Here is a 26121-nt window from a genome sequence, read left to right on the forward strand (position 1 = left end):
GATCATCGCCAGGAGCGCGTTGCCGCCCAGCCACTGCGCCGCGATCACACCCACAGTAACCGAGTAGAGCGCCCAGGAGGCGCCCGCCACCGACGACAGGAGCAGGAACCGCCGCGGGGCGACTCCGGACGCCCCGGCCATCAGGTTCACCGCGACCCGCCCGACCGGGACGTAGCGCGCCGAGAGCACGAGGACTCCGGCCCGCTTGTGGATGCCCTGCCGGGCTCGCGCCAGTGCGGCGCTCATCCGCGGTCCCCGGAGGAAGCGGATGCGCTCCAGCGGCACGCGCCTCCCGATCGCGTAGGTGAGGTTGTCGCCGGCGATCGCGCCGGCTGCGGCGCACGCGATCACCAGCGGGAGGTTCGGGGTGCCGATGGCGACGGCCGCGGCCGCCGCGGCGATCACCACGGACTCGCTCGGCACCGGCGGGAAGAAGGCGTCCACCAGCACGACGGCGAAGACGACCAGGTAGACCCACGGCGACGCGGCGGCCTGGGCGATGAACTCGTTCACGGCATCCATACCGGCGACGCTACGGACGCACGGTACGGTCGCGCGTCACCCGGTGGTACCTTCCGCCCCCTACCGCGGAGGGAGATCCCGGGGAGGGAGACCCCGCGACGGCGGATCCGCGCTCAGCGGTCCCCGAGGCGCTCGTGGATCGCGGTGGCGAGCGTTGGCCCCACCCCGCGCACCTCGGCGATCTGCTCGGGGGTCGCCTGCTTCAGCTGCGCCACCGACCCGAAGTGCTTGAGCAGCTCCTTGACGCGCGACGGCCCCAGACCCGGGATCTCGCCCAGCACGGTTCCGATGTCCCGCTTGCGGCGTGCACGCTGATACGTGATCGCGAACCGGTGCGCCTCGTCGCGGAGACGCTGGATCAGGAAGAGGGCGTCGCTGTTGCGGGGCAGGATGACCGGGAAGTCCGAGTCGGGCAGCCAGATCTCCTCGAGCCGCTTGGCGATTCCGGCGAGCTGGATGCCCTGCACCCCGGACTCCTCCAGCGCACGCTGCGCCGCCGCCACCTGCGGCTGGCCGCCGTCGACGAGCAGCAGATTCGGCGGATACGAGAACTTGCGCCGGCGCTTCTCCGTCGCCTCCGCGAGCTCGGCATCGACGTCGATCGTCGGATCGTCGCCGCCGTCCTCCGCCGGCGCGACGACGGGCGCGCCGCCCTCGACGGCCGGGACCTCGCCGCTCGGGTCCTCGCGGAGGTACGCGAGACGGCGGGTGATCACCTGGTAGATCGACTCCGTGTCGTCCGTCGACTCCGGGATACTGAAGCGGCGGTACTGGTCCTTGCGGGGCAGGCCGTCCTCGAAGACCACCATCGACGCGACGATGTTCGTGCCGCTCAGGTGGGAGACGTCGTAGCACTCCATCCGCAGGGGCGCCTCGTCCATCCCCAGGGCCTCCTGGATGTCGGCGAGGGCCTTCGACCGGGACACGAAGTCGGCGCTGCGGCGGGTCTTGTAGAGCACGAGCGCGTTCTTCGCGTTCATCTCCGCCGTCTGCGCGAGCGCCGCCTTCTCGCCGCGCTGGGCGGTCCGCAGCTCCACCCGGCCGCTGAGGCGGCCACGGGTGGCGGACGGGTCGCTGACGCTGCCTCCGCTGGTCTCGTGCCGTCGGGCCGTGAGCCACTGCTCGAGCTCGGTGGCGTCGTCCGGCAGCTCGGGCACGAGGATCTCGCGCGGCGGGACATCGGCGCCCTCGTACGCGTTCTGCAGGACCGTCTCGACGAGCTCGCCGAGATCCATGTCGAGCTCCTTGTCGACCACCCAGCTGCGCACACCACGGATGCGGCCGCCGCGCACGATGAACTGCTGAACCGCGGCCGCGAGCTCGTCGTGCGCGATGCCGAACGCGTCCAGGTCCACATTGTCGTGCAGCACGACGGCGCTCTTGCCCATCGCGGACTCGAGCGCCTGGATGGCGTCGCGGTGCCGAGCCGCCGCCTCGTAGTCCATCGCGCTCGCGGCCGTCTTCATCTGGTCCGTCAGCTCGCGGATGTACTTGGTGTCGTTGCCGGCCATGAAGGAGACGAAGTCCTCCGCGAGGCCGCGGTGGTCCTCCGGCGAGATGCGCCCGACGCACGGGGCCGCGCACTTGCCGATGTCGCCCAACAGGCAGGGGCGGCCGGTCAGCTCCGCCCGCCGGTACACGCCGTCGGAGCAGCTGCGCATCGGGAACGCCTTGAGCATCAGGTCGACCGTGTCGCGGATCGCCCAGACCTTCGTGTACGGGCCGAAGTAGCGCGCGTCCTTCACCCCGCGGTTGCGTGTGACCATCACCCGGGGGATGCGGTCGCCGAGCGTCACGGCGAGGTACGGGTACGACTTGTCGTCCCGGAACTGCACGTTGAACGGCGGGTTGAACTCCTTGATCCAGGTGTACTCGAGCTGGAGGGCCTCGAACTCGCTCGCCACCACGGTCCACTCGACCGACGCGGCCGTCGTCACCATCCGGCGGGTGCGCTCGTGGAGGCTCCGGAGCGGCTGGAAGTAGTTGCTCAGCCGCGCGCGCAGGTTCTTGGCCTTGCCCACGTAGAGCACGCGACGGTTCTTGTCGCGGAAGCGGTAGACGCCCGGTTGCGTCGGGATCTCGCCGGCCTTCGGCCGGTAGCTGACGGTGTCGGCCACGCGCTCCCCCTACGCGGCGCCCTGGGCGCTCTCGCCCTGCAGGATCTCCTTGAGGAAGTAGCCCGTGTGGCTGCCCGGGGCCTCCGCGACCTGCTCGGGCGTGCCGGTCGCGATGACCTCTCCGCCGCCCGCGCCGCCTTCCGGTCCCATGTCGATCAGCCAGTCCGCCGACTTGATCACGTCGAGGTTGTGCTCGATCACGATCACGGTGTTGCCCTTGTCGAGCAGGCCGTTCAGCACCAGGAGGAGCTTGCGGACGTCCTCGAAGTGCAGACCGGTGGTCGGCTCGTCGAGCACGTACACGCTGCGGCCGTTCGAGCGGCGCTGCAGCTCGGTGGCGAGCTTGACGCGCTGCGCCTCGCCGCCCGACAGCGTCGTGGCGCTCTGACCGAGCCGCACGTAGCCGAGGCCGACGTCGACGAGGGTCTTGAGGAAGCGGTGGATGGCCGAGATCGGCTCGAAGAACACCGCCGCCTCGCTGATCGGCATGTCGAGCACCTCGGCGATGTTCTTGCCCTTGTAGTGCACGGAGAGGGTGTCGCGGTTGTAGCGCGCTCCCCCGCACACCTCGCACGCGACGTAGACGTCGGGCAGGAAGTTCATCTCGATCTTGATCGTGCCGTCGCCCGAGCACGCCTCGCAGCGCCCGCCCTTGACGTTGAAGCTGAAGCGGCCGGGAAGGTACCCGCGCATCTTCGCCTCGGTGGTCTCCGCGAAGAGGTTGCGGATGCGGTCGAAGACGCCGGTGTAGGTCGCCGGGTTGGAGCGCGGCGTGCGGCCGATCGGCGCCTGGTCGACGTGCACGACCTTGTCCAGGTTGTCGAGCCCCGTGACCGTGCGGTGCTTGCCCGGCAGCTTGCGGGCGCCGTTGAGCTTGTTGGCGAGCACCCGGTACAGGATGTCGTTGACGAGCGAGGACTTGCCCGAGCCCGAGACGCCGGTCACCGCCACGAACGCGCCGAGCGGGAAGTCGACGGTCACCTTCTTGAGGTTGTTCGCCTCGGCGTCGACGACGCGCAGCACGCGCTTCTTGTCGATCTTGCGACGCTTCGCCGGGATCGGGATCTCGCGGCGGCCGGCGAGGTAGTCGCCCGTGAGCGACTCGGTGTTCGCCAGCAGCTCGTCGTACGAGCCGGAGTGCACGACGTGACCGCCGTTGACGCCGGCGCCCGGGCCGATGTCCACGACCCAGTCGGCGGTGCGGATGGTGTCCTCGTCGTGCTCGACGACGATCAGCGTGTTGCCGAGGTCGCGGAGGGCGACCAGGGTGTCGATCAGGCGGCGGTTGTCGCGCTGGTGCAGGCCGATGCTCGGCTCGTCGAGCACGTACAGCACGCCCGTCAGGCCGGAGCCGATCTGGGTCGCCAGGCGGATACGCTGCGCCTCGCCGCCCGAGAGCGACGCCGCGGCGCGCGAGAGGTCGAGGTAGCTGAGGCCGACCTGGATGAGGAAGTCGAGGCGGATCTTGATCTCGCGCAGCACCTGCGCGCCGATCTTCTGCTCACGCTCGGTGAGGTGCAGCTTCTCCATGAAGGCGCGCGCGTCGCTGAGGCTCAGCTGCGACGCGTCCGCGATGCTCGCCCCGTGCACGAGCACGGCGAGCACCTCGGGCTTGAGGCGCTTGCCCTTGCAGACCGGGCAGGGCACCTCGCGGAGGTACTCCGCCCAGCGGGCGCGCTGGGTGTCCGTCTCGGCCTGGAGGTACTGGCGCTCGATGTACGGCACCACGCCCTCGAAGCCGGAGGTGTAGGACATCTCGCGGCCGTAGCGGTTCTTCCAGCGGACCTTGACCTCGAAGTTGTCGCCGTGGAGCACGGCCTCCTTCACGGTGTCCGGCAGCTTCTTCCACGGCGTGTTGAGCGAGAACTTGAGATCGCGGGCGAGGCCGGCGAGCAGCTTCTCGTAGTAGTTGAAGAGGCCCTTGCCCTGCGTGGTCCAGGGCACGATGACGCCCTCGGCGATGCTCTGCGTGTCGTCGCCGAGCAGCAGGTCGTCGTCGACGGACATGCGCGTGCCGAGACCGGAGCACTCCGGGCAGGCGCCGAACGGCGCGTTGAACGAGAACGTGCGGGGCTCGATCTCGGTGAGCTGGATGGGGTGGCCGTTCGGGCAGGAGAGCTTCTCGCTGAACGACTGCCACGCCTCCGTGCCCTCGCGGTCGACGAAGTTGACCTGCGCGAGCCCGTCGGTGAGGCGCAGCGCCGTCTCCAGGGAGTCCGTGAGGCGGGTGAGGATGTCCGGCCCGGCGACCAGGCGGTCGACGATCACCGAGATGTCGTGCTTGTACTGCTTCTTGAGCGTCGGCGGCTCGGAGAGCTGGATCATCTCGCCGTCGACGAGGGCGCGCGAGTATCCGCTCGCCGCGAGCTCCTTGAAGAGGTCGACGAACTCGCCCTTCTTCTGCGACACCACCGGGCTGACGACCATGTAGCGCGTACCCGCCTCGAGCTCCATGAGCTGGTCGGCGATCTGCTGCACCGTCTGCCGCTGGATCTTCTCGCCGCAGACCGGGCAGTGCGGCACGCCGATGCGCGCCCACAGGAGGCGCATGTAGTCGTAGATCTCCGTGATCGTGCCGACCGTCGACCGCGGGTTGCGGTTCGTCGACTTCTGATCGATCGAGACGGCCGGGCTCAGGCCCTCGATGAAGTCGACGTCGGGGCGGTCGACCTGGCCGAGGAACTGGCGCGCGTAGGCCGAGAGCGACTCCACGTAGCGGCGCTGGCCTTCGGCGAAGATCGTGTCGAACGCGAGCGACGACTTGCCCGACCCGGAGAGGCCGGTGAAGACGACCAGCGAGTCGCGCGGGATGTCGAGGTCGACGTCGTGCAGGTTGTGCACGCGCGCGCCGCGAACGCTCAACTGCGACCCCGTCACTCTGGCGATGCTCCCCTGCACGTGGGTCGCGTGACCCTGGAGGTTCTGCCCCTGATTGCCCTGCGCCTGAATACTCACTCGTCCCATTCTCCGCTACATCCCTCGCGCGGCGGGCGGTGTTCGCCGTCCGCGCACGCGCACCCCGCGTTCGAAGCTGTGTTCGATTCTATCGTGTGCGCGACGGACTCCGGTCCGCACGCGCGAGTCTAAGCTCGACCACCGACATCGTCGACGGCCTCCTCGCGTTCAGCGTTGCGGACGGCGCAGGAGGAGCACGCCGAGGAGCGCTCCCAGCGCGAGCACGGCGGCTCCGGAGGCGACCGCCGGCCACCCTCCCGCGATCGGCTGCCGCAGCGCCAGCACCGCGACGGCCACCGCCTGCACGGGCACCTGGATCAGGACGAACCGCCGCAGGCCGGGGAGCAGGACGGCGGGCTCCAGCCGCGCCCGGGCCGGGACCGCCAGCATCCACGCCGCCAGGATGTGCAGCGCGTGCGCTCCGGCGACCAGCGCGAGCACGCGGACGGAGAGACCGCCGGCGGGCTCGAGCAGCACCGAGAACGCGAGGACCGCGATGAGCACCCACGCCGTCCGCCACCGCGGGACGGCGACCGAGACGCCCGCCAGGGCGACGCACAGGATCGGCCACGGACCGTTCGGCGCGGAGGTCAGGGCCAGCACGACGGCGACGACCGCGAAGGCGACGTGGAGCGCCCAGCCCGGCACGGTCCACGGCAGGCCGGGTAGTTCGTCGGCGCGGCTCATGCCGGCCGTCCCGAGGTCGCGCGGCGCTGCGGTGCCGCGAGCCTGCGGAGCTGGACGTCCCGCTCCGCCGAGGCCCACTGCAGCCGCTCCGCGCCCGACACCCGCAGCCGTTCGAACCGCACGTCGCGCTCGGCGAGCACGAGGCGGAGGGCGATCCGGTCCCGCGACGGCAGGTCGGCGGTGGCGAGCGGCGGGAGCACGTCCACCGCGATCACGCGGTGCCCGGCCGCCCGCCACGCGAGGGCGAGACGCACGGGCTGCTCGTCGAGGAAGGTGGACAGCACGTACACGAGGGCGCCCGGGGCGAGCCGGGGGACGCGGATCCGGTCGGTGACCGACCCGCGCGCCGCCGTGGTCTCGATCGCGCGCAGCACCGCCTGGCGGTGGCGAGTGCCCGAGCGCGGCGGGAGCGCCCGCGCCGCGTCCGCGAGGTCGTCGAAGCCGACGCGGTCGGCCATCCCCGCGTACGCCGCCGCCAGCGAGGCGGCGGCCTCCCGCGCGATGTCGAGGGACCGCAGCCCCGGGCGGGGGTACGGCACCGCCCAGTCGGCCACCTCCCCCGGGAGGTCGTCGCGCGCATCGAGGACGAGGTGGACCGCCGCGTCCGACGTCGCCGTCGTGCGCCGCACGTAGAGCTCCCCCGGACGCTGTCCGCGCCGCGCCGTGGCCTTCCAGTCGATCCGGCGCAAGCGGTCGCCCGCGCGGTACCGGTCGACATCCCGGAACTCGCCGCCGTCGCCCGGCCGTACGGACACATGCTGGCCGGTCAAGCCGACCAGTCGGGCGGGAAGCGGGAGGCTGCGGAGCGGGACCGGCACCGGCCGGACGATGCGCTGGACCTCGGTGGGCGATCCGGACGCGTCGGGATCGCCGGCCCACGAGGCGTCCGCGCCGATCGCGCGCGCCTCCGCGGTCAGGATCCGCTGCGGCCCCGAATGGCCGACGGCGATCCCGAGACGCAGCGGCGCAGCGCTCCGCGGGGCGAGCACCGCGTCGAACGGCGGACGGTCGACGGTGGCGAGACGGAGGTGGAGGGCGTCCGCCGCCGACTCCCGCTCGATCTCCGCCGAGAGGATCGCCGTGACGGCGGAGGTGGTCCCCTCCGCGGGATCCGCGATCTCGACCGCCAGGTCCACGGCCGCGCCCGCCGACGGCCGACGGGACCGGTCCACCAGCGCGGCGATCAGCAGCGGAGCCGCGATCAGGACCAGCTCGGCCCGGCTGAAGACGAACGCCGCGACCAGGCACACCACGGAGACCAGCGCCGCTGCGGCCTGGGCGGGGCTGCGCACCCACCCGCCGCCCGCGTCGCTCGCCGACGGCGTCGCGCCCTCCTGCGCTCGTGGCGTCGTCACGCCTGCGCCGCCTCCCGTTCGCGCGCGCCGACCGCGGGCGGCCCCGGCACCGCGCCGACGACCTCCGCCACCACGTCCTGCGGGCTCACACCGCTCGTCCACGCCGCGACCGTCAGCGTCAGACGGTGCGCGAGGACGGCGACGGCGACCCGCTTCACATCGTCCGGGAGCACGAAGTCGCGGCCCGCGAGCACCGCGAGGGCGCGGGCGACCAGCAGGAGACCCTGCGACCCGCGCGGCGAGGCGCCGACCTCCACCGACCGATGCCGCCTCGTCGCGGCGGCGAGGGCGACGCAGTACGCGACGATGTCGGGGTCGACGTCCACCTGCTCCACCCCGGCCTGCATGGCGAGCAGCGTGTCCGCGTCGGTCGCCGCCTCCACCGTCGCGACCTCGTGACGGCGCGCGACGCGGGCCAGGAGCACGCGCTGCTCCCCCGCCTGGTCCGGGTAGCCGACGCTCAGCCGCACCATGAACCGGTCGAGCTGTGCTTCGGGGAGGGCGTAGGTGCCCTCCGACTCGATCGGGTTGGCGGTCGCCACGACGTGGAACGGGCGCGGAAGCGCGAAACTGCTCCCCTCCACCGACACCTGCCCCTCCGCCATCGCCTCCAGCAGGGCCGACTGGGTCTTGGGCGAGGTGCGGTTGATCTCGTCCGCGAGGAACAGCCCCGTGAAGACCGGCCCCGGCCGGAACTCGAACTCCGCCGTCTGGGGCAGGTAGACGAACGAGCCCGTGATGTCGGAGGGCAGGAGGTCCGGCGTGCACTGCAGCCGCCGGAACCCGAGCCCGACGGCCGACGCGATCGACCGCGCGGCGAGCGTCTTGCCGAGACCGGGGACGTCCTCGAACAGCACGTGGCCGCCGGCGAGGATCGCGGCCAGCGCCAGGGTGAGCGGCTCGCGCATCCCGACGACGACGGACTCGACGCGTTCGAGGACGGCGGCGCCGAGCCGGGCCACATCGGCGACGGGCAGTGCTGCGGGGGTGGCGGTCATGGTGCTCCTGTGATCGAGGGTGGGACGGGTGGGATGTGGCGGACGTGGCGTCCGGTCAACCGCCGCCGCGGTCGATGGCGCCGACCAGCCCCTCCACCCGGCCGAGCAGGGCGACGAACTCGGCCGTGCTCGGAGACGCGGCGCTTCCGCGGCGCAGCAGCACGGGAGCCGCGTCCCCGAGGAGTCGCCGCACGTCGTCCTGCGCCGCGGGATCGTCGAGGTCTACCCCGCGCACCGCGAGCGCCCCCGCCGCTGCGGTCCGCAGCCGACGGACGGCGTCCGACGAGACCCATCCTCCGCGGAGCCCGCGTGACCGCGCGCCGACCGACCACGCGAGCTGGGCGACGTCGCGCCGCGAGCCCGGTCGCAGGGCGGGGTCGGGAGGCGGCCAGCCGACGTCCGCCTGCTCGCCGACGAGGGAGAGGCAACCCGCGAGGGCGATGACCACGCCGCCGAGACCGACCGCGTGCGGCGCGTCCATCCCGAGCCACCAGGCCAGGAATGCGACCGCGATGCCCAGCACGGCGCTCCCGATGAGGCGCCGCAGCATCCGGCCCCGGGTCACCGCGACTCCCCCGACGAGTTCGTGGCCGGCTCGCCTCGCCACGACGCACGGAGCGAGGCCAGCGCATCCCGCGCCACCTGCACGTCGGCCGCGGTCACGGGACCGTCGCCGAACCGGACCCGCTGGTAGACCTCGAGAAGGGACCGGGCGGCGGTGCGGTCGGGGGCGACCCGGGCGATCACCCGGGTGACGAATTCGCCCGGGGTCTCGGCGGGGAGCCGGCGCACACCTGAGTCGGCAGCGCCCTCCTCGAGTCCGAGCCAGGCGCGCTCGATCGCGCCGCGCGGCTCACGGGGTGCATCGAGCGCGTCCAGTGCGCGGTCGAGTCCGCGCCGCACCGATTCCGGGCGCGGTTCCTCCGGGGCCGGCAGGAGGTCGCCCTCCGTCACGGCGCCGAGATCGGCGACCGGCGGAGCAGCCCGAGGCTGGAGACGGCGGCGCATGTAGCGCCAGAGCACCGCGAGCGCGACCGCGACCGCGATGGCGATGAGCGCGATCGCCAACCACGAGAGATCCAGGTGGAGGGTGTGGGGCGGCTCCTGGGGCTCAGGACTCCCCGACATGACATCGGCGCTCTGGGGAGGCGGCGTCACCTCGACGTCCGGCAGGAGGACGCGAGGCGGGCTGAACGTCGGCGCGCCCTGCGTCGCGATCGCCACGGCGGCGATGGCGAGCAGCGCGCCGGCCGCGGCGGGAGCGACCCACCGCTGCCACGCCTTCTTCGAGCTCACCCTGCCACCGTAGCGTCAGCCCAGGTGCCCGGCCTTCTCCATCTGCCGCAGGTCGCGCTTGAGGTCGGAGAGCTCGTCGCGCAGTCGTGCCGCGAGCTCGAACTTCAGTTCGCCGGCCGCGGCGAGCATCTGCTGGTTGAGGTCGGCGATCAGCCCTTCGAGTTCGGCCGCACCCTGCGCCGCGATCCCGCCGTTGCGCAGGTTGGGGGTCGGGCTCTTGCGCTTCTGCTCCCGGCCGGCGAGCATCCGGGCCGTGTCGGCCTCCTCGCGGGCGAGGACGTCCGTGATGTCCGCGATCCGCTTGCGCAGCGGCTGCGGGTCGATCCCGTTGACCCGGTTGTACTCCACCTGCTTCTCGCGGCGCCGGTCGGTCTCCTCGATGGCGCGCTTCATCGAGTCGGTGAGCACGTCCGCGTACATGTGGACCTGCCCCGACACGTTTCGCGCGGCGCGGCCGATCGTCTGGATGAGCGACGTCGACGAGCGCAGGAAGCCCTCCTTGTCGGCATCGAGGATCGCGACGAGCGACACCTCGGGCAGGTCGAGGCCCTCGCGCAGCAGGTTGATGCCGACGAGCACGTCGTAGACGCCGGCGCGGAGCTCGGTGAGCAGCTCGACGCGGCGGAGGGTGTCGACGTCCGAGTGGAGGTAGCGCACCTTCACCCCCGCCTCGGCGAGGAAGTCGGTCAGCTCCTCCGCCATCTTCTTCGTGAGGGTCGTCACGAGGATGCGCTCGTCGCGCTCCACGCGCACCCGGATCTCCTCGAGGAGGTCGTCGATCTGGCCCTTGGTGGGCTTGACGACGATCTCGGGGTCGACGAGACCCGTCGGGCGGATGATCTGCTCCACGACTCCGTCGGCGATCCCCATCTCGTACTGTCCCGGCGTCGCGGAGAGGTAGACCGTCTGGCCGACGCGGTCCTTGAACTCGTTCCAGCGCAGCGGCCGGTTGTCCAGGGCGCTCGGCAGGCGGAAGCCGTGCTCGACGAGCGTGCGCTTGCGCGACGCGTCGCCCTCGTACATCGCGCCGATCTGTGGGACCGTCACGTGCGACTCGTCGATCACGACGAGGAAGTCGTCCGGGAAGTAGTCGAGGAGGCAGTTGGGCGCTTCGCCCGCCTGCCGGCCGTCGATGTGCCTCGAGTAGTTCTCGATGCCGGAGCAGAAGCCGATCTGCTCCATCATCTCGAGGTCGAACTGGGTGCGCATGCGCAGCCGCTGCGCCTCCAGGAGCTTGCCCTCGCGCTCGAGCTCGACGAGTCGGTCGTGGAGCTCGGTCTGGATGGTGCCGATGGCGCGCTGCATGGTGACCGGGCTGGCGGCGTAGTGCGTCGCCGGGAAGACGGAGACGGCGTCGAGCTTCGCGATGACGTTGCCGGTGAGCGGGTGCAGCGAGTACAGCGCCTCGATCTCGTCGCCGAACATCTCGATGCGGATCGCGTGCTCCTCGTACACCGGGATGATCTCGATGGTGTCGCCGCGCACGCGGAACTTGCCGCGGGAGAAGTCGACGTCGTTGCGCTCGTACTGCATGTTCACGAATCGGCGGATCAGGGCGTCGCGGCCGATCGTCTGGCCCACCTGGAGCGCGACCATGGCCTCCAGGTACTCCTCCGCCGCACCGAGTCCGTAGATGCACGACACGGTGGAGACGACCACTACGTCGCGCCGGCTCAGCAGCGAGTTGGTGGTGGAGTGGCGGAGGCGCTCCACCTCCGAGTTGATCGACGAGTCCTTCTCGATGAAGGTGTCCGTCTGCGGCACGTAGGCCTCGGGCTGGTAGTAGTCGTAGTACGAGACGAAGTACTCGACCGCGTTGTTGGGCAGCAGCTCGCGGAACTCGTTAGCGAGCTGCGCGGCGAGCGTCTTGTTGTGCGCGAGGACGAGGGTCGGCCGCTGCACCTGCTCGATCAGCCAGGCGGTCGTCGCCGACTTGCCGGTGCCGGTGGCGCCGAGCAGCACGACGTCGGTCTCGCCGGCGTTGATCCGGCCCGCCAGCTCGGCGATCGCCTGCGGCTGGTCACCACTCGGGGTGTACTCGCTGACGACCTCGAAGGGGCGGACGGCGCGCGTGGGTTCCATGCTTCAAGCCTAGGCCGGACCACCGACACCAGGACCGGCTCTCGCTCAGAGCGGAACGCGGGTCAGCGGCGCGAGCGCAGCTGCTCCCAGAGCAGGTCGACCTGCTGCCGGGTGTGCTCCAGAGATCCGTCGGTGTCGATCACGACGTCCGCGACGGCGAGGCGCTCCTCGTCCGTCGCCTGCGAGCGGATACGGCGCTCGGCCTCCGCCCTGTCCATCCCGCGGAGCGCGACCAGGCGCTCGACGCGTGTGGCCGCGGCGGCGTGCGCCACCACCACGAGTTCGAACGGGTACTCGTTCGCCGACTCCACGAGGAGCGGCACGTCGTAGACGACGATCGCGTCGGGATCCGCCGCGCCCGCGGCCTCGAAACGGGCCGTCGACTCGGCGAGCACCGCCGGGTGCGTGATCGCGTTGAGAGCGAGACGGGCCTCTTCGTCGGCGAAGACGATGGCCCCGAGAGCGGGCCGGTCGAGGCTCCCGTCCGCCGCGATCACGTTCGGGCCGAAGCGCTCGGCGATGGCGGCCAGGGCGGGCCGGCCGGGCTCGACGACCTCCCGGGCGATGCGGTCGGCGTCCACGACCACGGCGCCGTGCTCGGCGAGGCGGGACGCGATGGTCGATTTGCCGGAGGCGATCCCGCCGGTGAGTCCGATCAGCTGCACCCGACCAGCTTAACGGCCGAACGGCCGGCCCCCGAGGGGACCGGCCGTTCGCTGAGACGTGCTCCGAGGAGACGGGACTCAGTTGTTGGAGCTGAGCTTCTCGCGCAGGGCGGCGAGGGACTCGTCGTCGGCGAGGGTTCCGCCGTTGCCGGTCTCGCTCGAGTAGGTCGAGGTGCCGCTGTCGGCAGCAGCCTCTTCCAGGCCCTTGGCGACCTGGCGCTTGTGCGCCTCCCAGCGAGCCTGAGCGGCGGCGTACTGCTGCTCCCACTCCTCGCGCTGGGTGTCGAAGCCTTCCTTCCACTCGTTCGTCTCCGGGTCGAAGCCCTCGGGGTACTTGTAGTTCCCCTGGTCGTCGTACTCGGTGACCATGCCGTAGAGGGCCGGGTCGAACTCGGTGCCCTCGGGGTCGACGCCCTCGTTGGCCTGCTTGAGGCTGAGCGAGATGCGGCGGCGCTCCAGGTCGATGTCGATGACCTTGACGAAGACCTCGTCGCCGACCGACACGACCTGCTCGGCGAGCTCGACGTGCTTGCCGGAGAGCTCGGAGATGTGCACCAGACCCTCGATGCCGTCCGCGACGCGGACGAAGGCACCGAACGGAACCAGCTTCGTGACCTTGCCCGGCGCGACCTGACCGATCGCGTGGGTGCGGGCGAAGACCTGCCACGGGTCCTCCTGGGTCGCCTTCAGCGACAGCGAGACGCGCTCGCGGTCCAGGTCGACCTCGAGGATCTCGACGGTGACCTCCTGGCCCACCTCGACGACCTCGGAGGCGTGCTCGATGTGCTTCCAGGAGAGCTCCGACACGTGGACGAGACCGTCGACGCCGCCGAGGTCCACGAACGCACCGAAGTTGACGATCGAGGAGACGACGCCCTTGCGGACCTGGCCCTTGTGGAGGTTGTTGAGGAACGTGGTGCGCGACTCGGACTGCGTCTGCTCGAGCAGGGCGCGGCGCGACAGCACGACGTTGTTGCGGTTCTTGTCCAGCTCGAGGATCTTGGCCTCAATCTCCTGGCCCAGGTACGGGGTCAGGTCGCGGACGCGACGCAGCTCGATGAGCGACGCCGGGAGGAAGCCGCGCAGGCCGATGTCGACGATGAGACCACCCTTGACGACCTCGATGACCGTACCGGTGACGACACCGTCGGCCTCCTTGATCTTCTCCACGTCGCCCCACGCGCGCTCGTACTGCGCACGCTTCTTGGACAGGATGAGGCGGCCTTCCTTGTCCTCCTTCTGGAGAACGAGGGCTTCGACCGTGTCGCCGACCTCGACGACCTCGGTGGGGTCGACGTCGTGCTTGATGGAAAGCTCGCGCGAGGGGATGACACCCTCGGTCTTGTAACCGACGTCGAGGAGGACCTCGTCGCGGTCGATCTTGACGACGGTGCCCTCGATGAGGTCTCCGTCGTTGAAGAACTTCAGCGTCTTTTCGACCGCGGCAAGAAAGTCCTCTGCGGACCCGATGTCGTTGACGGCGACCTGCTTCGGCGCCTTGTCGGTCGTTGCGGTTGTCATGTAGTGGATGCTCCGTAATGGACAGAAATCAGGCCGGACGCGAACTCGAAGTCGTGTTTCCCGCGAACGGCAGGTGGATGTGGATGTCACACAAGTGACGGTCTAGTCTACCCAGCCGACGCCTCGTGCAGCAACCCGCGGTCTCGACGCGGGAGGGCCGGGGCGTGCGCGCACGTCCCGGCCCTCCTTTCGACGCGCTCCCACTCAGTCGAGCAGAGCGGACTTCAGCGTGTCGAGGCCGACCCCGCCGATGTCGAGCGCCTTCTTGTGGAACGCCTTGATGTCGAAGGACGCCCCCTCGCGGCGCGCGTACTCGTCGCGCAGCTGCTCCCAGATGCGCTGACCGATCTTGTACGACGGCGCCTGACCCGGCCAGCCGAGGTAGCGGTTGACCTCGAAGCGCACGAAGCCGTCGTTCATGTTGACGTTCTGACCGAGGAACTCGAAGGCGTACTCCCCCGTCCACGGCCCCGAGCCGTCGGGCAGCTGCTTCTCGAGGTGCACGCCGATGTCGAGCACGACGCGCGCCGCACGCATCCGCTGGCCATCGAGCATGCCCAGGCGGTCGGCCGGGTCGTCGAGGTAGCCGAGCTGCTCCATCAGCCGCTCCGCGTAGAGCGCCCAGCCCTCGGCGTGGCCCGAGGTGCCGGCGATGCGGCGCCACGAGTTCAGCTGCGCCTTGTTGTAGGTCGCCTGGGCGATCTGCAGGTGGTGGCCGGGGACGCCCTCGTGGTAGACGGTCGTCAGCTCGCGCCAGGTGTCGAACTCGGTCACGCCCTCGGGCACGCTCCACCACATCCGACCGGCGCGGGCGAAGTCGTCGCTGGGGCCGGTGTAGTAGATGCCGCCCTCCTGCGTGGGGGCGATCATGCACTCGAGGCGGCGGATCTCGGTCGGGATGTCGAAGTGCGACTTCCCGAGCTCCTCGATCGCGCGGTCGCTGGTCTCCTGCATCCACTTCTTCAGGGCGTCCGTGCCGTGCAGCTTGCGGGCCGGGTCGCCGTCGAGGAAGGCGATGGCCTCGTGGACGCTCGCGCCGGGCTTGATCTCCCTGGCGATGGCCTCCTGCTCGGCGACCATGCGGCTGAGCTCGTCGATGCCCCACTCGTAGGTCTCGTCGAGGTCGACGGTGGCGCCGAGGAAGTCGCGGGAGGCGAGGGCGTAGAGCTCGCGGCCGACCGCGTCCTTCTCGGGCGCGTGCGGGGCGAGCTCGTTCTGGAGGAAGTCGGCGAGTTTCGCGTACGCGGCCGCGGACTCCTTCGCACCGGCGCCCAGGTCGGACGCCAGCGAGTCGGGAAGGGCCCCCTCGGCCGTCTTCGCACCCGAGGCCAGCTCGAAGAAGAATCCGGTGTCCGCGACCTGCTTGTTGGCCTGTGCGAGCACCTCGCGCACCTGGCGGATGGCGGGCACGTTGCCCGCGGCGATGCCGCTGCGGAGCGTCTCGATGTAGCCGTCCATCGCGGCCGGGAGGTTGTGGAGCCGCTTCGCGACGTTGCCCCAGTCGTCCTCGGTGTCGGTCGGCACGAGGTCGAAGATCTCGCGCAGGCCCTGGGCCGGCGACGCGATCACGTTGAGGTCGCGCTGGGCGAAGCCGGCCTCGTGCTTCTCGACCGTCAGCTGCAGTTCGCGGGTGAGGTCGAGCTTGGTGATCCGGTCGATCTCGTCGACGGGCTCGGCGGCCTCGATGGCGGCCAGCGCCTTCTTCACCTCGGCGATGGTCTGCTCCGAGCCGGCCGGCGAGTAGTCCGAGTACTCGCCCTCACGGCCGGGTCGGCCGAGCCAGACGTGGAACTCGGGGTTGAGCTCGAGTTGGGTGTCGACCCATGCGTCAGCGATCGTGTCGATCGGCGTGGGTTCGCGCTTCTCTGCGTTCGTCATGCTCCGAGCCTATTCCGAAGCCCGGGTCGCGCGTCGGCCATCCACGGCCCGGGTCGGGGTCAGTGCCCGGCGGCGTCCCAGTTCGGGCCGCGGCCGACCTGCACGTCGAGCGGGACCCGGAGGTCGGCCGCACCGGACATCCGCGTGCGGACGACGGCCGTGAGCGCGTCCCATTCGCCGGGCGCCACCTCGAAGATGAGCTCGTCGTGCACCTGGAGGAGCATGCGCGACTCCAGCTGCTGGTCGATGAGGTCGCCCGCGATGCCGAGCATCGCGATCTTCATGATGTCGGCGGCGGAGCCCTGGATCGGGGCGTTCAGCGCCTGCCGTTCGGCGTTCTGGCGCAGGACGCGGTTGGTCGAGTTTAGGTCGCCGAACGGGCGCCGGCGGCCGAAGATCGTCTCCGTGTAGCCGTCCACCCTGGCCTGGTCGACCACGTTCATGAGGTAGTCGCGCACGGCGCCGAACCGCTCGAAGTAGCCGTCGACCAGCGACTGCGCCTCGGTCGTCGTGATCCGGAGCTGCTTGGAGAGGCCGAAGGCGCTGAGGCCGTAGGCGAGGCCGTAGGACATCGCCTTGACCTTGGTGCGCATCAGCGGCGTGACGTCGGCCGGCTCGACGCCGAAGACGCGCGCGCCCACGAACCGGTGCAGGTCTTCCCCCGCGTTGAAGGCTTCGATGAGCCCCGGGTCCTCGGAGAGGTGGGCCATGATCCGCATCTCGATCTGCGAGTAGTCGGCCGTCAGCAGGGTGTCGAACCCCTCGCCGCGGACGAACGCCGAGCGGATCTCGCGCCCCTCCTCGGAGCGGATCGGGATGTTCTGCAGGTTCGGGTCGTTGGACGAGATGCGGCCGGTGGAGGTGCCGGTCTGGTCGTAGGTGGTGTGGATGCGGCCGTCGCCGTTCACCGAGCGCTCCAGCGTCTCGACGATCTGCTTGAGCTTCGTGGCGTCCCGGTGCTGGAGGAGGAGCCCCAGGAACGGGTGCGGGTTCTTCTCCTGCAGGTCGGCGAGGGAGGCGGCGTCGGTCGAGTACCCCGTCTTCGTCGACCGCGTCTTCGGCATCTGCAGCTCTTCGAACAGCACCTGCTGGAGCTGCTTGGGCGAACCGAGGTTGATCTCGTGGCCGATCTGCGCGTACGCCTGCGCCGCGTAGTCGTTGGCCTTGTCGGTGAGCTCGCCGCGCAGCCGCGCGAGGACCGTGGAGTCGATGGCGACGCCGTTCAGCTCCATCTCGGCGAGCACGGCCACGAGGGGAAGCTCGATGTCGTCGAGGACCGCGCGGGTTCCGGCGTCGAGGGCGATCATCTGCCCCTCGGCGACGCGGCGCAGGTACCAGGCCTCGGTCGCCGGGCTCACCGCGTCGGTGAGCGGCACGAGCTGGTTCGGGTCCGAGACCGGGAGGGTCTCGCCGAGCACCTCGTACACCTGTTCGGCGAGCGACTGCGGCGCGGCGCCCGGCTTCACGAGCCAGGAGGCGACGCGGGTGTCGAATGCGATGCCGTCCACGATGAGCCCGGCGCGGCTGAGCGCCTTGTACTGCGGCTTCGCGTGGAAGAAGTACTTCGGCGCGGTGCTCGCGAGCCACTGCTCGAGGGCCTCGTAGTCCTTGCGGTCGGCGGCCCACGGCACGTACACCGTGTCATCGGCGGCCGCGAGCCCGAAACCGGTGATGCCCGCCGGTCCGAGCTCGAGCTGGACGGCAACGGGTGCGCCGTCGGCGGAGGCCTTCGACAGCCAGTGCGCCAGTTCCTCGTCCACGAGTGTCCGGACGACCGGGGCGCCGACCGCACCCGCGTCGCCCGCATCGGCGACCGACGTCGACCCATCGAGCAGTCCCTCTTCCGCCGCGGTCTTCATCAGGCGGTCGAGCAGGGTCTTGAACTGGAGGCGCGCGAAGATGTCGCGCACGGCGCCCTCGTCGAGCGGCTTGCGCTCGAGGTCGGCCGGGCCGACCGGCAGCTCGACGTCGTCGAGGAGCTTGTTGAGGCGGCGGTTGCGGAGGGCGTTCTCCTGCTGATCACGGAGGTTCTGCCCCACGACGCCCTTGATCTCGTCCGCGTGCGCCACGATGTTCTCGACGGTGCCGTACTGCTGCACCCACTTGACCGCGGTCTTCTCGCCGACCTTGTCGATGCCGATCAGGTTGTCGCTGGTCTCGCCGACGAGGGCCGCGATCTCGGGGTACTGGTGCGGCTCGATCCCGTAGCGCTCGCGCACGGCGGCGGGGTCGTAGATCTTGAGCTCGGAGACGCCGCGCACGTTCGGATAGAGCAGCGTGACGTCGTCGTTGACGAGCTGGATCGTGTCCCGGTCGCCGGAGACGACGAGCACGCGGAAGCCCTCCTCGGCTCCGCGGCGGGCGAGGGTCGCGAGGATGTCGTCGGCCTCGTAGTCCTCCTTGGCGATGGTGGTGATGTTCATCGCGTGGAGCGCCTCTTCGAGCAGCGGCACCTGGCCGGCGAACTCCGGCGGCGTCTCGCCGCGGGTGCCCTTGTACTCGGGGTACTCGCGGGTGCGGAACGAGTAGCGGGAGATGTCGAACGCCACGGCGATGTGGGTCGGCTTCTGCTGCTGGAGCAGGTTGATCAGCATGGCGATGAAGCCGTGGATCGCGTTGGTGTGCTGACCCTCGCGGTTGACGAAGCTGTCCACCGGGAGGGCGTAGAACGCCCGGAAAGCCAGCGAATGGCCGTCGATGATCAGAAGGGTAGGCTTTTCGGAGTCTGACACCGGACCAGCCTACAAGCCGCCGGTGACACTCCAGGCGACGACCGACGACGGTGAGGGAAAGGCCGAGATGACCGAGGACGCGCTCGCGTACGTGCAGCAGAGGGGGCTCGGCGCACTGGCCGAGAAGATGGGCATCGAGATGGTGGAGTTCACCGTCGAACGTGCCGTCGCGCGCATGCCCGTCGCGGGCAACACGCAGCCCGCCGACCTCCTGCACGGCGGCGCGTACGTGGTGCTCGGCGAGTCCCTCGGCTCGATGTCCGCGAACCTGTACGCCGGCGAGCACCGCCTCGCGGTCGGCATCGAGATCAACGCCTCGCACACGCGTTCCGCGACCAGTGGCTACGTGACCGGGGTCTGCACGCCGGTGCACCTCGGGCGCACGCTGACGACCCACGAGATCGCCGTCACGGACGATCAGGGCCGCCGCTGCTCCACCATCCGCATCACGAACCTCATCAAAGAGCTCCGCTGAGGCGAGCGGGCGACTCGCCCGCGTGCGGCTCGCCTACTTCTTGGAGGCGAGCTGCTCGATGATGGCCTGGGCCACGTCGTGCATGGTGAGGCGGCGGTCCATCGACGCCTTCTGGATCCAGCGGAACGCCTCGGGCTCGGAGAGGCCCATCTTCTCGTTGAGGAGGCCCTTGGCGCGGTCGACGAGCTTGCGCGTCTCGAACCGCTGCACCATGTCGGAGACCTCGGCCTCAAGGGCGATGATCTGCTGGTAGCGGGCGAGGGCGATCTCGATCGCGGGGAGGAGGTCGTTCGGGGTGAAGGGCTTGACGACGTACGCCAGCGCGCCGGCCTCGGTGGCCCGCTCGACGAGCTCCTTCTGGCTGAAGGCGGTGAGCAGCACGACCGGGGCGATGTGGCCCTTCGACAGGCGCTCCGCGGCCGAGATGCCGTCCAGCTGCGGCATCTTGACGTCCATGATCACCAGATCGGGGCGCAGCTCGGTCGCCAGCGCGACGGCCGTCTCGCCGTCGCCGGCCTCCCCCACGACCTCGAATCCGTTGTCGCGCAGGGTCTCGACGATGTCGAGGCGGATCAGCGATTCGTCCTCCGCGACGACGACGCGACGGGGAGCGCTTGGGGTGGTTTCCTGGTCAGTCACGCATGAAAGCCTACGGTATTGTTCAGGTGTTGTTGTGCGCCGCTGTGGCGGAATGGCAGACGCGGAGCACTCAAAATGCTTTGTCCGAAAGGGCGTGTGGGTTCGAGTCCCACCAGCGGCACGACGAAAAACCTGGCGACGGTCGGCCGGGAGGCCGGCGGACCTCAGATGCGGGCGCCCACCACGGTCGCTGCGAATCGGCGCGCGCGCTCGGCGAGGCCGGCGATGCGGTCGGCGATCACGGCCTCCTGGTCGAAGCCGATGAACTGCGGCGGCGGGGTGCGGCGCACGTTGACGCTGCACTCGAACTCGCCGCAGACGTGGGTGCCGACGGTGTCGCCGTTGCGTCCCGCCTGGCCGGCACGGCGTGCGGACCAGAAGTAGACGTCGCGGGGGTAGTGGATGTCCTGGCACCACCCGCACATCGACGGCGTGTGCGAGCGCATCGACGCCTCGGACGCGCGCAGGAGGATGCCGACCGGTCCATCGTCGGTGGGGATGACGACGTAGCCGCGCTGCGGGAGGCGCGGGTCGCGCCAGCCGAGGTACTCCCGCCGCGACCAGTCGATCTCGTGCATCCCGGGCGGCAGGGGCATGCCGTCGGCCTCGCTGCGCGTGATGTTGACGAACGACTCGCGGATCTGCTCTTCGGTCAGGCTCTCCATGTCCACCTCCGCGTTCCATGCTCGCACAGGTTGACCTTGCCGCCGGGGGCAGGGCTTAGCGTGCGGACATGACAATCATCGACAGCGTCACCGACGCCTCCTTCGCCGACGAGGTCCTCGCGGCGCCCGGCATCACCCTCGTCGAGTTCTGGGCCGAGTGGTGCGGACCGTGCCGCGCCCTCACCCCCGTGCTCGCGCAGGTCGCGCGCGAGCGCGAGGGGGCCGTGAGGATCGTGAAGATCAACGCCGACGACAACCCGCGCACCGCGGCCGAGTACCACGCGCTCGCGCTGCCGTTCATGAAGGTGTTCCGCGACGGTGAGCCGGTCGGCACGATCGTGGGGGCGAAGCCCAAGCCCGCGATGGACATGGCGCTGGCCCCGTATCTGGGCTGAGACCTCCTGGTCAGGTGAGATGGTCGTACGCCCCGCTCACCCAGCCGATGTAGCGTTCCGCGGAGCGCAGCACGGCCTCCCGCGCGTCCTCCGGGATGCGGTTGCCCAGGTTGCCGTACATCCGGTCGAAGGGCCGGTCGCACACCGTGTCCGCCACGCGGCGGACCACCGCGGCCGACAGGGGGATGTCGTTGGGGAAGCTGCGCTGGAAGGTGACCCAGCGCTGCGAGGGCCCCGGGAAGACCGTGTCGCCGCTGAGCACGACGCCACGATCCCAGTGCACGACGGCGCTGCCGGGGAAATGGCCGCCGATCGTCCGCAGCAGCACGCCGGGGAGGACCTCGCGCTCGCCGCTCCAGGTCTCGATGCGGGGCGACTCCCGCTGCACCCAGTGCCGATCCGCGTCGTTGACGAGCACCGGGACGTCGCCCAGCATCCGGGACCACGTGGTCTGGGCGCCGAACATGTGCGGGTGGCTGGTGGCGATCACGGCGGCGCCGCCCAGATCCTGCACCGCCGCGGCGGCCGCCTCGTCGACGTACCCCGTCGGATCCCACAGCAGGTTGCCGTCCGGGGTGCACAGGAGGAGCGCCTGCTGGCCGATCCCCACCTGCGGTTCGCTGCGCAGACCGTAGAGGCCGGGTTCGAGCTCGGTGACGACCACGTGCTCGCCCGCACGCTGCAGCTGCTGCAGGCTCGTCCAGCGCTGGCCGCCGGGAGGGACGTACTGCCGCTCGTCCTCGCAGATGGGGCAGGAGGCGGGCGGCGCCTCCCCCTCGGGCTGTTCCACGGCGCACGCGGCGCACAACCAATCGGCCATGCCGCGGACTGTAGCCGGAATACCGCCGGCCCGCCACGCCTTGCACACCGGTGTGAAGAAGATCGGATTCCTCTCGTTCGGCCACTACCAGGAGGTGCCCGGCTCGGTCGTGCGCACCGCGGGCGACGCCCTGCGGCAGAGCATCGACCTCGCCGTCGCGGCGGAGGAGCTGGGAGCCGACGGCGCGTTCTTCCGCGTGCACCACTTCGCGCCGCAGCTGGCCTCGCCGTTCCCCCTCCTGGCCGCCATCGGCGCCCGCACCAGCCGCATCGAGATCGGCACCGGCGTGATCGACATGCGCTACGAGCACCCGCTCTACATGGCGGAGGACGCCGCGGCGGCCGACCTCATCAGCGAGGGGAGGCTGCAGCTCGGCGTGAGCCGCGGGTCACCCGAGACCGCCCTGCGCGGCTACGAGTCGTTCGGGTACTACCCCGACGACGAGGAGTCCGACGCCGACCTGGCCCGCCGCCACACGGAGCTCTTCCGCGCCGCGATCGCGGGCGCGGGCATCGCCCAGGCCAACCCGCAGATGACCGGCCGCACCGGGGCACTCGCCATCGAACCCCAGTCCCCCGGCCTCGGCGACCGCATCTGGTGGGGCGCCGGCTCGCGTGCGACGGCGGTCTGGGCCGCGGAGCAGGGCATGAACCTGATGAGCTCCACCCTGCTCACCGAGGACACCGGCGCGGCGTTCTCCGACCTCCAGGCCGAGCAGATCCAGCTCTTCCGCGACGCCTGGACCGCCGCCGGCTGGGAGCGCGAACCGCGCGTCTCGGTCAGCCGCAGCATCATGCCGATCACGACCGACCTCGACCGCCGCTACTTCGGCGCCTCCGCCCAGGCGGACCGCCGCGACCAGGTCGGCCACCTCGACGGCGGGATCGCCCGCTTCGGCAAGAGCTACGTCGGCGAGCCCGAGGCCCTCATCGAGGAGCTGCGCACGGACGCGGCGGTGGAGGCGGCCGACACCCTCCTGCTCACCGTCCCGAACCAGCTCGGCGTCGACTACAACGCGCACCTGCTCGAGACCGTCGTGACGCAGATCGCGCCGGCCCTCGGCTGGCGGTAGCGTTCCGCTCGCGATGGAAGACTGAGACGATGCGCGACATCGACCCCGGACCGACGATCAGGCCGGGCCACGGCCCCGCGGAGTACCCGGAACTGATCGCGATCTGGCGCAGCGCCGTCCGCGCCACGCACGACTTCCTCCAGGAGGAGGACTTCCGCAGGATCGAGGACGGCCTCGCCTCGACCTACTTCCCCGCGGTGTCCCTCATCGTCGCTGAACGCGACGGGCGGCCGGTGGGATTCGCCGGCGTCGCCGAGGGCGGACTCGAGATGCTGTTCGTCTCGGACGACGCGCGCGGACACGGGATCGGCACGGCCCTGCTCGATGTGGCCACGTCCGAGCACGACGTGACGCGGGTGGATGTGAACGAGCAGAACGCCGGTGCCCGCGGGTTCTACCTCAGCAGAGGGTTCGAGCAGGTCGGGCGCAGCGACCTCGACGGCGACGGACGGCCGTACCCGATCCTCCACCTGGCGCTCGCCGGGCGGGGCTCGCGGTCATCCCTGGAACCGGACGAACGACCGTAGCGGCTCCGGACGCACGTCGTGCGCCTCGGTGAAGCCGAGCGATTCGTAGAACGCGCGCTGTCCCGGCTCGGCGTCCGTGAGCAGGACGTGCTGCCGGACGTCGTCGAGGGCCGCGAAGACCAGCTCGACCAAGCGCCGCCCGATCCCGCGGCGCTGGAAGCGCGGGTGCACGAGCACATCCTGGAGGTACGCGATGGTCACGCCGTCACCGACGACACGCGCCAGCCCGACCAGCGAGCCGGCGGACCAGCAGGTCGCGACACCCAGATCGGGCGTCTCCGGCAGGGCTGCGGTATCGAAGGCGAGGCCGCCGTCGGTCTCGGAGGCGGAACTGCTCATCCCGGAACTGTACCCCGGCCAGATGTACCCCGAAGAGAGGGTGTGCACGTCCCACGAATACTGAAATGATTGCATCGCTGCACACCCGAATCTGCAGCGCATCAGTGTTCCGTGCGAAGGGTGTGCCATGCGTATCGAGCGACTCCGATCCTCTCTTCTCGGCGGCGCCGTCGCGCTCGCGCTGGGAGGATCGCTGATCATGACCGCCACCCCCGCCGCGGCCGCCGACCTCGCACCGAAGACCACGACCTCCTCCTCCGCGATCACGGGGATGTGGGCGTGGGGCAACCCCATCGACCCGGCCGTCGACGCGCGCGGCGAAGGCGACCCGGAGTTCGCCCCGAAAGCGCTCGCCGCGTTCGCGAGCGCGCACAAGCTCAAGACGGTCTACCTCTCGGTGCCGTGGGCGGCCGACGAGGGTCCGTTCTCGAGCTGGCTGAAGGCCGCCATCACCGCCCTGCACAAGGCCGGGGTGAAGACCGTGGCGGCCCTGGGCGGCGACCCGGCGTGGGCGGACCAGCCCGACCTCGCCGCCACCTGGACGCGCTCGGCGCTCGCTGCGGCCCCGTTCGACGCGATCCAGTTCGACGTGGAGCCGTGGGTCGGCGCGGAGGAGAGCGAGCTCCCGGGCATCGCCGACAAGCTCGGCGCGCTGTACGACGCGGCCACCGCTGTCGCGGGGCCGGTCCCCGTCGGCGCCGACCTCCCGTGGTGGCTGGCCGCCAAGCAGAGCCCCGCCGGCGGCACCCTCTTCGACGCCCTGCTCCCCCACCTCGACTCGGTGGCGATCGTCGCCTTCGTCGACCACGCGCGCGGCGACGACGGCATCCTGGCGCTCGCCGGCCCCGCCGCCCGTGCGGCGAGCGCCGCCGCGGTCCCGTTCAGCGTCGGCGTCGAGACCGACACCCCCGAGGTCGCCGGCGGGCCGAGCGCCACGTTCGGCGACGACAGCGCGAGCCTGCTCGAGTCGGAGACCGCGATCGTGCGCTCGACCTTCTCGAAGCTTCCGGGCTACGGCGGCGTCACGGTCGAGCACCTGCTCAGCTGGCAGAAGCTGATCGCCCAGTAGCAGGATCCGACCCCTGCTCAGGAGGCGTCGGCCGCGGCCTCCAGGGCGGCGATGTCGATCTTCGCCATCCGCAGCATCGCCTCGTTGGCGCGGCGGGCGCGCTCCGGGTCGGGATCGTTCTGCAGCTCGAGCAGGCGCGCGGGCACGATCTGCCAGCTCAGCCCCCACCGGTCCTTGAGCCAGCCGCACTGGCTGGGCTCACCGCCGTCGGCGATCAGCGCGTCCCAGAGCCGGTCGACCTCGGCCTGGTCGTCGCAGAGCACCATGATCGACGCCGCCTCGGTGAAGGGGAACTGCGGCCCGGCATTCATGGACTGGTACTCGGTCCCGGCGAGGACGAAGCGCACGAGCGTCACGCCGGCCGCCCGGTTCACCGAGAGGATGCGGGAGTCGGGCAGCAGCGACACGTACAGTGCCGCGGCCTCCTCCGCCCCGTCGTCGTACCAGAGGAATGTGGTGACCTTCTGCATGGTGCGGGCTCCTTCGCGTCGCGTGCCGCCCATGCTACGCGCGGCGGGTAGCGTAGCGGTGTGTTCACCTCCTACATCGCGATCGGGGACAGCTTCACCGAGGGCGTCGGCGACGACCTCCCCGACGGCCGGGTGCGCGGCTGGGCCGACTTCGTCGCCCTCGGTCTCGCGGCGGCGTCGCCCGAACCCGTCCGATACGCAAATCTCGCGATCCGCGGCCGCAAGCTCGGCCCGATCGTCGCCGAGCAGATCGACCCCGCGATCGCCCAGCATCCCCAGCTCGTGAGCCTCAACGGCGGCGGCAACGACATCATGCGTCCACGGGTCGCCATCCGGGATGTCGCGCGCATCCTGGTGGACGCCGCCGATCGCGTCACCGCGTCCGGCAGCCACATGCTGCTCCTCAGCGGCGCGAACCCCTCCGCCCACCTCCCGCTCGGCGGCCTGGTCCGCAAGCGCGGAAACGAGCTCGCCCGGGAGGTGCGCGCCATGCTCCCCCGCGACGGCATCACCTTCGTGGACAACTGGGCCGACGAGGGCCTGGAGGACATCCGCTACTGGTCGGAGGACCGCCTCCACCTCAACGCCCTCGGCCATGCCCGCGTCGCGAGCAACGTGCTGACCGCGTTCGACGTCCCGGTGCCCGAGGAGTGGGGCGTCGAGGAGGTCGCGGCTTCCCCCGGCGGCGAGCGCAGCCGCCGCACCGCCGAGTACTACCGCCGGTTCGTGCTCCCGTGGATCGGACGCCGGCTCACCGGCCGCTCCTCCGGCGACGGCCGGCAGGCGAAGATCGCCGAACTGACCGTCGTCGACCCGGCGTCGGCGCAGCCGCTGTAGCCGCC

Annotated in this window: 24 protein-coding genes and 1 tRNA gene; 7 read left to right on the plus strand and 18 right to left on the minus strand. The window is 70.9% G+C overall.

All coding sequences use genetic code 11. The features are described 5' to 3' along the window. From BGO91_RS07235 to polA, 13 genes are all read right to left on the minus strand, one after another. On the minus strand, window positions 1-522 hold a 522-nt coding region (locus BGO91_RS07235; protein WP_290472124.1), incomplete at its 3' end, for a VTT domain-containing protein. A gap of 113 nt (window positions 523-635) precedes the next feature. After that, on the minus strand, window positions 636-2639 hold the full coding sequence (gene uvrC / locus BGO91_RS07240) for an excinuclease ABC subunit UvrC (protein WP_290472125.1): 2004 nt from the start codon (window positions 2637-2639) through the stop codon (window positions 636-638). Between the two features lie 9 nt (window positions 2640-2648). Further along, window positions 2649-5537 carry an excinuclease ABC subunit UvrA gene (gene uvrA, locus BGO91_RS07245; protein WP_290472437.1) on the minus strand — a complete coding sequence of 963 codons (2889 nt, stop codon included), beginning with the start codon at window positions 5535-5537 and terminating at the stop codon, window positions 2649-2651. A 225-nt stretch (window positions 5538-5762) separates the two neighbouring features. After that, window positions 5763-6281, minus strand: a complete 519-nt coding sequence (locus BGO91_RS07250) for a hypothetical protein (protein ID WP_290472126.1) — start codon at window positions 6279-6281, stop codon at window positions 5763-5765. Further along, entirely contained in the window at window positions 6278-7636 is a 1359-nt protein-coding gene (locus BGO91_RS07255) for a DUF58 domain-containing protein (RefSeq protein WP_290472127.1), read from the minus strand. The genes BGO91_RS07250 and BGO91_RS07255 overlap by 4 nt, the downstream gene beginning before the upstream one ends. After that, window positions 7633-8634, minus strand: coding sequence for a MoxR family ATPase (locus tag BGO91_RS07260; RefSeq protein ID WP_290472128.1), 1002 nt, complete (start codon window positions 8632-8634; stop codon window positions 7633-7635). Before BGO91_RS07260 ends, BGO91_RS07255 begins: the two co-directional genes overlap by 4 nt. Before the next feature lie 55 nt (window positions 8635-8689). Then, window positions 8690-9199: a hypothetical protein gene (locus tag BGO91_RS07265; RefSeq protein WP_290472129.1), complete on the minus strand. Its 510-nt coding sequence runs from the start codon at window positions 9197-9199 to the stop codon at window positions 8690-8692. Continuing rightward, window positions 9196-9930 carry a DUF4129 domain-containing protein gene (locus BGO91_RS07270; protein ID WP_290472130.1) on the minus strand — a complete coding sequence of 245 codons (735 nt, stop codon included), beginning with the start codon at window positions 9928-9930 and terminating at the stop codon, window positions 9196-9198. Before BGO91_RS07270 ends, BGO91_RS07265 begins: the two co-directional genes overlap by 4 nt. A 15-nt stretch (window positions 9931-9945) precedes the next feature. Further along, the gene (gene uvrB, locus BGO91_RS07275) at window positions 9946-12012 is read right to left on the minus strand and encodes an excinuclease ABC subunit UvrB (RefSeq protein ID WP_290472131.1); all 2067 of its coding nucleotides are present in this window, start codon (window positions 12010-12012) and stop codon (window positions 9946-9948) included. 62 nt (window positions 12013-12074) lie between these two features. Beyond that, window positions 12075-12677, minus strand: coding sequence for a dephospho-CoA kinase (gene coaE, locus BGO91_RS07280; RefSeq protein WP_290472132.1), 603 nt, complete (start codon window positions 12675-12677; stop codon window positions 12075-12077). Between the two features lie 78 nt (window positions 12678-12755). After that, on the minus strand, window positions 12756-14198 hold the full coding sequence (gene rpsA, locus BGO91_RS07285; protein ID WP_021764854.1) for a 30S ribosomal protein S1: 1443 nt from the start codon (window positions 14196-14198) through the stop codon (window positions 12756-12758). 204 nt (window positions 14199-14402) lie between these two features. After that, window positions 14403-16076, minus strand: coding sequence for a DUF885 domain-containing protein (locus BGO91_RS07290; protein ID WP_290472133.1), 1674 nt, complete (start codon window positions 16074-16076; stop codon window positions 14403-14405). A gap of 59 nt (window positions 16077-16135) precedes the next feature. Beyond that, a complete protein-coding gene (polA, locus tag BGO91_RS07295) occupies window positions 16136-18808 on the minus strand; it encodes a DNA polymerase I (RefSeq protein ID WP_290472134.1) in 2673 nt (890 codons plus the stop codon). A gap of 67 nt (window positions 18809-18875) precedes the next feature. Here polA and BGO91_RS07300 point away from each other — a divergent pair, with 67 nt between their 5' ends. Beyond that, the gene (locus BGO91_RS07300; protein WP_179702728.1) at window positions 18876-19283 is read left to right on the plus strand and encodes a hotdog fold thioesterase; all 408 of its coding nucleotides are present in this window, start codon (window positions 18876-18878) and stop codon (window positions 19281-19283) included. Window positions 19284-19316: 33 nt separating this feature from the next. On the opposite strand, the gene BGO91_RS07305 is transcribed toward BGO91_RS07300, so the two are convergent. Further along, window positions 19317-19922: a response regulator gene (locus BGO91_RS07305; protein ID WP_021764850.1), complete on the minus strand. Its 606-nt coding sequence runs from the start codon at window positions 19920-19922 to the stop codon at window positions 19317-19319. A gap of 38 nt (window positions 19923-19960) precedes the next feature. Between BGO91_RS07305 and BGO91_RS07310 the strand changes: the two genes are divergently transcribed. Then, a tRNA-Leu gene (locus BGO91_RS07310) sits at window positions 19961-20043 on the plus strand. A gap of 43 nt (window positions 20044-20086) precedes the next feature. Here the strand turns inward: BGO91_RS07310 and BGO91_RS07315 are convergent. Next, complete coding sequence (locus BGO91_RS07315; protein WP_290472135.1) at window positions 20087-20587, minus strand: FBP domain-containing protein; 501 nt, start codon at window positions 20585-20587, stop codon at window positions 20087-20089. A 68-nt stretch (window positions 20588-20655) separates the two neighbouring features. Between BGO91_RS07315 and BGO91_RS07320 the strand changes: the two genes are divergently transcribed. After that, complete coding sequence (locus tag BGO91_RS07320; RefSeq protein WP_290472136.1) at window positions 20656-20982, plus strand: thioredoxin domain-containing protein; 327 nt, start codon at window positions 20656-20658, stop codon at window positions 20980-20982. Window positions 20983-20992: 10 nt separating this feature from the next. Here BGO91_RS07320 and BGO91_RS07325 read toward each other — a convergent pair whose 3' ends face one another. Beyond that, complete coding sequence (locus tag BGO91_RS07325; protein WP_290472137.1) at window positions 20993-21802, minus strand: hydrolase; 810 nt, start codon at window positions 21800-21802, stop codon at window positions 20993-20995. Here BGO91_RS07325 and BGO91_RS07330 point away from each other — a divergent pair. Continuing rightward, window positions 21801-22874 (plus strand): LLM class flavin-dependent oxidoreductase, encoded by a 1074-nt coding sequence (locus BGO91_RS07330; RefSeq protein WP_290472138.1) that lies wholly within the window; start codon window positions 21801-21803, stop codon window positions 22872-22874. The genes BGO91_RS07325 and BGO91_RS07330 overlap by 2 nt on opposite strands. Window positions 22875-22903: 29 nt before the next feature. Then, window positions 22904-23401, plus strand: a complete 498-nt coding sequence (locus tag BGO91_RS07335) for a GNAT family N-acetyltransferase (RefSeq protein WP_290472139.1) — start codon at window positions 22904-22906, stop codon at window positions 23399-23401. On the opposite strand, the gene BGO91_RS07340 is transcribed toward BGO91_RS07335, so the two are convergent. Next, window positions 23372-23740 carry a GNAT family N-acetyltransferase gene (locus tag BGO91_RS07340; RefSeq protein ID WP_290472140.1) on the minus strand — a complete coding sequence of 123 codons (369 nt, stop codon included), beginning with the start codon at window positions 23738-23740 and terminating at the stop codon, window positions 23372-23374. The two genes, BGO91_RS07335 and BGO91_RS07340, sit on opposite strands and share 30 nt — an antisense overlap. A gap of 127 nt (window positions 23741-23867) precedes the next feature. Between BGO91_RS07340 and BGO91_RS07345 the strand changes: the two genes are divergently transcribed. Beyond that, window positions 23868-24809 (plus strand): hypothetical protein, encoded by a 942-nt coding sequence (locus tag BGO91_RS07345; RefSeq protein ID WP_290472141.1) that lies wholly within the window; start codon window positions 23868-23870, stop codon window positions 24807-24809. A gap of 17 nt (window positions 24810-24826) precedes the next feature. Here BGO91_RS07345 and BGO91_RS07350 read toward each other — a convergent pair whose 3' ends face one another. After that, entirely contained in the window at window positions 24827-25279 is a 453-nt protein-coding gene (locus BGO91_RS07350; protein WP_290472142.1) for a VOC family protein, read from the minus strand. A 60-nt stretch (window positions 25280-25339) separates the two neighbouring features. Between BGO91_RS07350 and BGO91_RS07355 the strand changes: the two genes are divergently transcribed. Beyond that, window positions 25340-26116, plus strand: coding sequence for an SGNH/GDSL hydrolase family protein (locus tag BGO91_RS07355; RefSeq protein WP_290472143.1), 777 nt, complete (start codon window positions 25340-25342; stop codon window positions 26114-26116). Window positions 26117-26121 lie beyond the last annotated feature (5 nt).

Source organism: Leifsonia sp. 71-9, from assembly GCF_001898805.1.
Taxonomy (GTDB): Bacteria; Actinomycetota; Actinomycetes; order Actinomycetales; family Microbacteriaceae; genus Leifsonia.

Coding starts and splice junctions, on each gene's coding strand:
- BGO91_RS07335 (WP_290472139.1), top strand. CDS start 22,904: ATGCGCGACATCGACCCCGGACCGACGATCAGGCCGGGCCACGGCCCC.
- BGO91_RS07330 (WP_290472138.1), top strand. CDS start 21,801: ATGCCGCGGACTGTAGCCGGAATACCGCCGGCCCGCCACGCCTTGCAC.
- BGO91_RS07290 (WP_290472133.1), bottom strand. CDS start 16,076: ATGACGAACGCAGAGAAGCGCGAACCCACGCCGATCGACACGATCGCT.
- BGO91_RS07345 (WP_290472141.1), top strand. CDS start 23,868: ATGCGTATCGAGCGACTCCGATCCTCTCTTCTCGGCGGCGCCGTCGCG.
- uvrB (WP_290472131.1), bottom strand. CDS start 12,012: ATGGAACCCACGCGCGCCGTCCGCCCCTTCGAGGTCGTCAGCGAGTAC.
- BGO91_RS07320 (WP_290472136.1), top strand. CDS start 20,656: ATGACAATCATCGACAGCGTCACCGACGCCTCCTTCGCCGACGAGGTC.
- BGO91_RS07260 (WP_290472128.1), bottom strand. CDS start 8,634: ATGACCGCCACCCCCGCAGCACTGCCCGTCGCCGATGTGGCCCGGCTC.
- BGO91_RS07325 (WP_290472137.1), bottom strand. CDS start 21,802: ATGGCCGATTGGTTGTGCGCCGCGTGCGCCGTGGAACAGCCCGAGGGG.
- BGO91_RS07340 (WP_290472140.1), bottom strand. CDS start 23,740: ATGAGCAGTTCCGCCTCCGAGACCGACGGCGGCCTCGCCTTCGATACC.
- BGO91_RS07350 (WP_290472142.1), bottom strand. CDS start 25,279: ATGCAGAAGGTCACCACATTCCTCTGGTACGACGACGGGGCGGAGGAG.
- rpsA (WP_021764854.1), bottom strand. CDS start 14,198: ATGACAACCGCAACGACCGACAAGGCGCCGAAGCAGGTCGCCGTCAAC.
- BGO91_RS07250 (WP_290472126.1), bottom strand. CDS start 6,281: ATGAGCCGCGCCGACGAACTACCCGGCCTGCCGTGGACCGTGCCGGGC.
- BGO91_RS07300 (WP_179702728.1), top strand. CDS start 18,876: ATGACCGAGGACGCGCTCGCGTACGTGCAGCAGAGGGGGCTCGGCGCA.
- BGO91_RS07315 (WP_290472135.1), bottom strand. CDS start 20,587: ATGGAGAGCCTGACCGAAGAGCAGATCCGCGAGTCGTTCGTCAACATC.